General features: G+C 35.9%; 8 protein-coding genes. 6 read left to right on the top strand and 2 right to left on the bottom strand.

Annotated elements, in window-relative coordinates; genetic code table 11:
* A partial coding sequence (locus tag ESZ54_RS08635) for an NlpC/P60 family protein (RefSeq protein WP_136137267.1) occupies nucleotides 1-706 on the top strand: 706 nt, incomplete at its 5' end.
* Between the two features lie 56 nt (nucleotides 707-762).
* Here the strand turns inward: ESZ54_RS08635 and ESZ54_RS08630 are convergent.
* Together ESZ54_RS08630 and rpmB are read right to left on the bottom strand one after the other, a co-directional pair.
* Entirely contained in the window at nucleotides 763-1,620 is an 858-nt protein-coding gene (locus tag ESZ54_RS08630) for a polysaccharide deacetylase family protein (RefSeq protein WP_162615139.1), read from the bottom strand.
* Between the two features lie 106 nt (nucleotides 1,621-1,726).
* The gene (rpmB, locus tag ESZ54_RS08625; protein ID WP_136137265.1) at nucleotides 1,727-1,915 is read right to left on the bottom strand and encodes a 50S ribosomal protein L28; all 189 of its coding nucleotides are present in this window, start codon (nucleotides 1,913-1,915) and stop codon (nucleotides 1,727-1,729) included.
* A gap of 218 nt (nucleotides 1,916-2,133) precedes the next feature.
* Here rpmB and ESZ54_RS08620 point away from each other — a divergent pair, with 218 nt between their 5' ends.
* The 5 genes from ESZ54_RS08620 (at nucleotide 2,134) to acpP (ending at nucleotide 7,732) form a co-directional block, all read left to right on the top strand.
* Entirely contained in the window at nucleotides 2,134-2,496 is a 363-nt protein-coding gene (locus tag ESZ54_RS08620; protein WP_136137264.1) for an Asp23/Gls24 family envelope stress response protein, read from the top strand.
* Between the two features lie 42 nt (nucleotides 2,497-2,538).
* Nucleotides 2,539-4,215 (top strand): DAK2 domain-containing protein, encoded by a 1,677-nt coding sequence (locus tag ESZ54_RS08615; RefSeq protein WP_136137263.1) that lies wholly within the window; start codon nucleotides 2,539-2,541, stop codon nucleotides 4,213-4,215.
* A gap of 76 nt (nucleotides 4,216-4,291) precedes the next feature.
* On the top strand, nucleotides 4,292-6,331 hold the full coding sequence (gene recG, locus ESZ54_RS08610) for an ATP-dependent DNA helicase RecG (RefSeq protein ID WP_136137262.1): 2,040 nt from the start codon (nucleotides 4,292-4,294) through the stop codon (nucleotides 6,329-6,331).
* A 48-nt stretch (nucleotides 6,332-6,379) separates the two neighbouring features.
* Entirely contained in the window at nucleotides 6,380-7,402 is a 1,023-nt protein-coding gene (gene plsX / locus ESZ54_RS08605; protein WP_136137261.1) for a phosphate acyltransferase PlsX, read from the top strand.
* 75 nt (nucleotides 7,403-7,477) lie between these two features.
* Entirely contained in the window at nucleotides 7,478-7,732 is a 255-nt protein-coding gene (gene acpP, locus ESZ54_RS08600; protein ID WP_136137260.1) for an acyl carrier protein, read from the top strand.
* Nucleotides 7,733-8,051: the final 319 nt, after the last annotated feature.

Raw genomic sequence — 8,051 nt, 5'->3', positions numbered from 1 at the left:
TTGGAGTGTTCGGGGTAGTTCTAACAGTCAGTTACATAAAACTGTTAAGTTAAAAGGTAAATATCATCATTTGAATGGTTCTGTTTATTATTCATTATACGAGCCAAATGGAAATTGGCTGGGTTATATTAATTCTGGTGCCACAGCACCGACTAGAAGTGTCTCAAGCTTCATGGGTGTCTCACGTCAGAGAATGATCAATGATCTAGTGAGTCATCAATCCGATCGCTATTATCTTGGGACACCGTATCGTAGTTTAAGTTCATCAGGAAATCCTACTGCAAGCCTTTATATGAGCCCAAATGGTGCGCCAACTCAATATGGACCAGGTTTTAATTGTACAGGCTGGGTGGCTTATATTGTTCAAAAAGCAGGTGGTAATCTAGGGAGAATCACACAATATTCTAATAATTTTGGTGGAATTGTGAATGTTTATAATTGGCGTGATGCACTAAAGGTTAACACAAATTATCGGACCTATAATTCAGTAAGTAGTCTATTGGCAAGTGGTCAAACAAAAAAAGGTGACTTGGTTTACTTTGAACCAGATTATAGTCAACCAATTTATGATGGTCACATTGGTATTTATTGGGGAAATACAGGTCGTGAGAATAAAATTTGGCATTCGGTTGTCTATGGCAACTCGATTGGTCAATTAGGTAGTTATTATGGTTTTTCAAAAATTTATGTTTTCTCAATTGATTAAGGTGTATAAAAAAAGTGATACTTTGCTATGTTTGGCAAATTATCACTTTTTATTGCTTAAGATTTAGGTTGTTGTTTATCTGATTGAGAGAAATAGAGCGCGGTTTCACCATCATAGCTTAGTAATTCGCTGACGGTAACAATTTCATATCCACTTTCCTGTAAAGAATCAATAACGATTCCAACAGAAGCTACTGTCGTGGGATATATGTCATGCATTAAGACGATACTTCCAGGTTTTACGTTTTGCTTTACAGTTTGTTGAATCATCTGTGAATTTTTACTTTTCCAGTCTAATGAATCAACTGACCACATAATGTTTGGAACTTTGAGAGTAGAAAGAATGCGTTTATTAGTACTACCATATGGTGGTCTGAAAATTGGAATATCCATATTTAAATTTGATTTAAACAGTTCGTTTACACGGTTATGATCGGCAACTGCTTGTTCGGTAGATAGGTAAACGAAATTTTTATGATTAAAACTGTGACTGCCAATCTCATTGCCATCTTTTTTAGCTTGCTTTACAATTTCAGGATTTTTTTCAAAATTTGCACCGAGTACAAAGAAGGTCGCGTTTACTTTCTTTTCTTTGAGAATCTTAAGTAATTCTGGTGTTGTTTTAGGTGAAGGTCCATCATCAAAGGTTAAAGCAACACGTGGTTTAGCCTTAGGATCATGTACTTTAGCCTTCTTTAAGTGTTCATTCGCCTGATCTAATACAAGCTGTGTTTTTTTTAAGGGATGCTCTTTTATTTTTTGTTCCGTTGCGAGCTTTTCTCTTTTTTGTTCTTTTGATGTAATGGCATGTCCAAGTATTATCGATAAAGTAAGCAAAACAGTAACTAGCACAATAACGCTAATGATAAAGGGAAGATTGATTTCTTTTTTTAGTTGATTTCTTCTGTCTTTCAAATAATAGACCTCCTTTATGATTATTATTAGATATAAAAAAGATAAATTTAATCGAGGTTAAACAAAAAAGCTAACTCTCTAAAGAGTTAGCTTTGTGTTTTTTCAATTAAACGCGTTCAACTTTTCCAGATTTCAAAGCACGAGTAGAAACCCAAACTTTTTTAGGCTTACCGTCAACTAAAATACGCACTTTTTGTAAGTTAGCTTTCCAAGTACGTTTAGAAGCGTTCATTGCGTGTGAGCGACTATTACCTGTTCTAGCTTTGCGCCCAGTTATATAACATTCTTTTGCCATGATATTCCCTCCTTTGCTTTGAATAAATCACTTGATTTCGTAATCATACTAGATTAATTTAACACAGTGGTCAAAAAAAAGCAACAAAAAAATTAAGCAGTCCTTGTTTATTTTTAACATTATCATGTAAAATCGTACAATTTTTCTTTAATAATAGGGCGGTGTGTGATAAACTGAGGGATGATAATGAACAATACTGACTTTAAGGAGGTAAAAAAATGGCTGTAACAATAAAAACACAAGCAGGAACCATTGAGATTTCAAATGAGGTTATTTCGACCGTAGTAGGTGGCGCTGCAACAGACATCTATGGCATTATCGGTATGGCAAGCAAAAATCAAATTAAAGATAATTTAAATGATATTTTACGAAAAGAAAATTATTCACGCGGTGTTGTTGTAAGGCAAGAAGAAGAAGGCGTGGCAGTTGATGTGTATATCATTGTAAGTTATGGGACAAAAGTCTCAGAAGTTAGTCGTAATGTTCAAGAAAAAGTGAAATATAATTTAGAAACAATGCTTGGCGTAGTTGCTGACTCAGTTAATGTGTTTATTCAAGGCGTTCGAGTTCAAGCTGAATAAATAAAAAGGTGAACGTTTATTAGGATCAAGGAGGAACTTTTAGTGGAAGTTAAAGCAATTAACGGAGGACAATTTCAAGCAATGGTTCAAGCAGGTGCAACTCGTTTAAATCAAAATGCTGAGTTTGTAGACTCTTTAAACGTCTTTCCTGTCCCAGATGGTGATACAGGAACAAATATGAATTTATCAATGACAAGTGGTGCCAAAGCAGTTAGAGAAGCAACAACTTCTCATACTGGCGAATTGGCTGCGATTCTTTCAAAAGGATTATTAATGGGAGCTCGTGGCAATTCGGGTGTTATCTTGTCACAACTTTTCCGAGGCTTCTCGAAAAAAATAGTAGATGATGAAACAATGTCTGCTCAAGCATTGGCAGACGCACTTAAAAGTGGTGTTGAAACAGCCTATAAAGCTGTAATGAAGCCTGTTGAAGGTACAATTTTAACAGTATCACGTGGTGCGGCAATAGCTGCTGAGAAAAAAGCTAAAGAAACGGATGATTGTGTTCTTGTTATGGAAGCAGCTTTATCAGGCGCAAATAAAGCGCTAGCTAAAACACCTGAAATGTTACCAGTTTTAAAAGAAGTTGGCGTGGTTGATAGTGGTGGACAAGGATTAGTTTTTATCTATGAAGGTTTTTACGAATCTTTATCTGGAAAAATTGTTGAAAGTGAAGACCATCAACCGTCAGTAGCGCAAATGGATGAAATGGTAAATGCGACACATCATCGTAGTGTGCAAAGTCATTTAGCAACTGAAGACATTACATTTGGTTACTGTACTGAAATTATGGTTCGTATCGGTGAAGGTCCGACAGTAGATAGCGAATTTGATTATGATGAATTTAGAAATTATCTAGACGGAATTGGTGATTCGTTACTAGTTGTTGCAGATGATGAAATTATTAAAGTTCACGTTCATACTGAACAACCAGGTGAAGTGATGAACTACGGTCAAAAATTCGGTTCATTAATTAAAATTAAAGTTGACAACATGCGTGTCCAACATGAAACGATATTAGATCATGAACAAGAAGCTCCTACAGCAGCTGTTGAAGAGAAAAAAGCTTATGGTATTATTTCGGTTGCAGCTGGAGAAGGTGTACAAAATCTATTCAAGAGTATGGGTGCTAACTATATCATTAGTGGCGGTCAGACAATGAATCCAAGCACTGAAGATATTTTAAAAGCAATTGAGCAAGTTAATGCTGAAAAAGTTATTATTTTACCGAATAATAAGAATATCTTCATGGCAGCAGATCAAGCAGCAGAAGTTAGTGAAATTCCGGCAGTTGTTGTGCCAACGAAAACAATTTCTCAAGGAATGACTGCTTTGTTAGGTTTTGATGAAAGTGCTGAATTAGAAGATAATCAGGCAAGCATGTTAGACATGTTAGAAGATGTTGTCAGTGGTCAAATGACTACTGCAGTTAGAGATACTTCAATTGATGGTGTTGAAATTAAAAAAGATGATTGTCTTGGTATGGTAGAGGGTAAGATTGTTGTTTCAAATCCAGATCGTTTTGAAACAGCGATGACTACTTTAAAAGCAATGCTTCAAGATGACAGCGAAATTGTAACAATTATCATCGGTGAAGATGGTGATGAAACAGAAGCGCAAAAAATTTCAGAAGCGTTAGTAGCATTAAATGATGAATTAGATATTGAAATTCATCAAGGAGATCAACCAGTCTATCCTTATTTATTTGCTGCAGAATAAACTAATTTTAAACGAAGGATGGGTCAACTTATATATGAGTTGAATCCGTCCTTTTTATTTATGAAAGGGTGGTTAGATGGGTGTTTTAGATCAATCAGTCTCTCTTATAAAAGGAGTCGGACCAAAACGAGTTGAAGTCTTGAATAGTTTAGGAATTGAAACAATTCAAGATTTAATAACGTATTATCCGTTTCGTTATGATGATGTTAGTGAAAAAAATATTTCAGAAATTAATGATCAAGAAAAAGTGGTGCTAAAAGGATTTCCCTTGTCAGAAGCTGTTGTGAATTATTATGGTTATAAGAAAAATCGTTTAACTTTTAGAATGATGGTTGACGAGGCAGTTGTTAGTGTGACTTTTTTTAATCAAGCATTTTTAAAAGATAAGGTTAGAGCATCAGAAGAATTAGCAGTATACGGTAAATGGGATGCGAAGCGAAAATCATTGACAGGTATGAAAATTATTGCAACTAGTCAGGGTGAAGAAGATTTTTCACCAATTTATCATGTTAATAAAAAAATCCGCCAAAAGACTTTAGTCGATTTGATTCGTCAAACATGGGAACTTTTTCAGGACGAGGTTGAAGAAACTTTACCAAATTGGTTGCTAGAAAAGTATCGGTTAATGCCCCGAAAAGATGCGATACAAGCTATGCACTTCCCGGATACAGTACAAGATAATCAACAAGCGAGAAGACGCTTGGCTTTTGAAGAGTTTTTCTTATTTCAATTGAAGATGATTGAATTAAAACGTGAGGAACAAAAAGGTGAGGCAGGCTTATCGGTTCAGTATGATCTGAAAGAACTGAAACGATTAATAGCCACGCTTCCTTTTGAATTGACTTCAGCGCAAAAGCGCGTGGTGAATGAAATATGTGCCGATTTAAAAAGTACAAGTCACATGCACCGTCTATTACAAGGGGACGTTGGTAGCGGAAAAACGATTGTTGCTGGATTAGCATTATATGCAACGGTTACTGCTGGCTTTCAAGGGGCATTGATGGTTCCTACAGAAATTTTAGCAGAGCAACATATGGAAAGTTTAACTGAATTGTTTCAGCAGTTTGATGTTAAAATTGCGCTTTTAACAAGTTCAACTAAAGCGGCAGCTAAAAGACAAATTTTGGCTGAATTGGTTGCGGGTGAAATAGATATTATTGTTGGAACGCATTCACTTATTCAGGAAGATGTGATTTTTAAACATCTCGGTTTAGTGATTACGGATGAGCAACATCGTTTTGGTGTCAATCAACGGAAGCTGCTGCGTGAAAAAGGTGGTAATCCAGATGTGCTATTTATGACAGCAACACCGATTCCTAGAACGCTTGCTATTACTGCTTACGGTGAGATGGATGTTTCGATTATTGATGAATTACCAAGTGGTCGTATCCCAATTGAAACCAGCTGGATTTTACCTAAACAAGTCGATATTGCACTGCGAAATATGCAACGTTTGATGAAACAAGGGCAGCAAGTTTATGTCATTTGCCCTTTAATAGAAGAATCAGAGATGTTGGATGTGAAAAATGCCACTGAAATTTATGAACATCTTGCTGATTTTTTTGCACCTGATTTTAATGTGGGACTTTTGCATGGTAAAATGAAACCGCAGGAAAAAGAAGTGATTATGAGCGCGTTCAAGGAAAATGAACTACAAGTCCTCGTTTCTACAACTGTTATTGAAGTCGGGGTCAATGTACCTAATGCCACAACAATGATGATTATGGATGCAGATCGCTTTGGCTTGGCACAATTACATCAATTACGTGGTCGTGTGGGTCGTGGTGCAATTGCATCTTACTGTATCTTAGTTGCAAGTCCTAAAAGTGAACAAGGGAAAGAACGTATGAAAATTATGACTGAAACGACAGACGGTTTTAAATTAAGTGAAAAAGATTTAGAAATGCGTGGGCCAGGGGACTTCTTTGGTAACAAGCAGTCTGGTCTGCCGGAATTTAAAGTTGGCGACATGGTAGCAGACAGCCAAATGTTAGAAGTCGCAAGAACTGAGGCTATTCTCTTGTGGAGTCAAAAGGAATGGTGGCTATTGCCAGAAAACCAAGAATTAGCGCGTCAGTTACACCTGGAAGTGACACAGATGGATTATTTTGATTAGTTGCGGTAAAATAGGACCAGCTTTATTGATGAGAGTGAGGAATGAAGAATGAAAATTGCAGTCGATGCAATGGGAGGCGATTATGCACCACAAGCTATTGTGGAAGGTGTGATGTTAGCAAAACAAGATTTCCCAGAATTAGAATTTGTTTTATATGGAAAAGAAGCAGAAATTAAAAAGTATGTGACCGATGATAAAAACATTACTATTGTACATACGGATGAAAAAATAGAAAGTGATGATGAACCAGTACGCTCAATTCGTCGTAAAAAACAAGCATCAATGGTACTTGCAGCTCATGCAGTTAAAAATGGTGAAGCAGATGCTTTATTTTCAGCGGGCAATACCGGTGCTTTATTAGCTGCAGGCTTATTAGTTGTAGGTCGGATTAAAAAGATTGAACGACCAGGTTTAATGTCGACATTACCAACATTTGGACCTGATAGCACGAATGGTTTTGATTTTATTGATATGGGTGCGAATGCGGATAATAAACCAGAACATATTGTGACTTATGCAGTACTAGGTACTTACTATGCAAAAAATGTTCGTAAGATTAGTAATCCTAAAGTCGGTCTTTTGAATAACGGTGAAGAAGCAAGTAAGGGTAGTGAATTGACTAAAGAAGTTTACGAACGTTTGTCAGAAGAACAGGGGATCAATTTTGTGGGCAATATCGAAGCACGTAATCTTTTTGATGGCAAAGTTGACGTTGTTGTTACTGATGGCTTTACAGGCAATGCTGTCTTGAAATCGATTGAAGGCACGGCAGGTATCTTAATGAGTCAATTAAAAGAAAGTATTTTAGCAAGTGGAGTAAAAGGTAAAATGGGTGCTTTGCTGTTAAAAGATAGTTTAAAAGGCTTAAAATCTAAAATGGACTACTCTAATCATGGGGGTGCTGTTCTTTTTGGTTTACGTGCGCCAGTCGTTAAAACACATGGTTCGGCGGATAAAACGGCAGTTCATGCGACTATTCGTCAAATTCATACCATGTTAGAAACAAATGTTGTCCAAGAATTAACAACTTATTTTGAAGCTGATGCTACAAAAGCAAACGATGAAAAATAAAGGATAGACAAATCAGGTAAATATCAGTAAAATTGAAGTTGAATTACATATAAACGAGTAAGACGAAAGTTGTGAATGGAGGTGTACCCTTTGACTCGAGAAGAAGTATTTATGAAGATAAAAGAAATCGTCACTGGACGCTTTGAAATTGATGAAGATAAAATTAATGAATCAGTGCGTATTAAAGAAGACTTGGAAGCAGATTCAATCGCAATTATGGAATTTGTTTTAGAACTTGAAGATGCCTTCGATTCAGAAATTTCTGATGAAGATGCTGAAAAAATAGAAACTTTAGGTGCGGCAGTTGACTATGTTATGGCGCATCAATAAATAAAATTAACTGAGAATCTTACGGGATTGCTCAGTTTTTCTTTATCTAAAATTAAATATCAGAGATGGTCGCTTTATGAGAAGAAACGATAAGAAGAAGGTACGATAATTTAGAAACTGTTTTAAACTATTTCATACAAATTATGAGAGATTGTTTGCGAGTCGAGGACAAAAAACGTTTTCGTTTTCAAGATTGTCAAAAAAACAGTGAGAAAATAGTTATTTAAGATTAAAATCTTATTTGAAAAGATGTGTTTTTAATGTGAAGTGACGCTAGTTTATCATAACTACCTCATTTTTATTTAACGACTGCTATTGC

It is taken from the genome of Vagococcus silagei (assembly GCF_004795745.1).
GTDB lineage: Bacteria > Bacillota > Bacilli > Lactobacillales > Vagococcaceae > Vagococcus > Vagococcus silagei.
Note: the sequence above shows the minus strand (reverse complement) of the source record. Positions and strands in the feature narration are given on the sequence as shown.

What these genes read in the sequence shown, in the direction of transcription:
- rpmB (WP_136137265.1), bottom strand. Translation starts at nt 1,915, where the DNA reads ATGGCAAAAGAATGTTATATAACTGGGCGCAAAGCTAGAACAGGTAAT.
- ESZ54_RS08620 (WP_136137264.1), top strand. Translation starts at nt 2,134, where the DNA reads ATGGCTGTAACAATAAAAACACAAGCAGGAACCATTGAGATTTCAAAT.
- recG (WP_136137262.1), top strand. Translation starts at nt 4,292, where the DNA reads ATGGGTGTTTTAGATCAATCAGTCTCTCTTATAAAAGGAGTCGGACCA.
- plsX (WP_136137261.1), top strand. Translation starts at nt 6,380, where the DNA reads ATGAAAATTGCAGTCGATGCAATGGGAGGCGATTATGCACCACAAGCT.
- acpP (WP_136137260.1), top strand. Translation starts at nt 7,478, where the DNA reads ATGGAGGTGTACCCTTTGACTCGAGAAGAAGTATTTATGAAGATAAAA.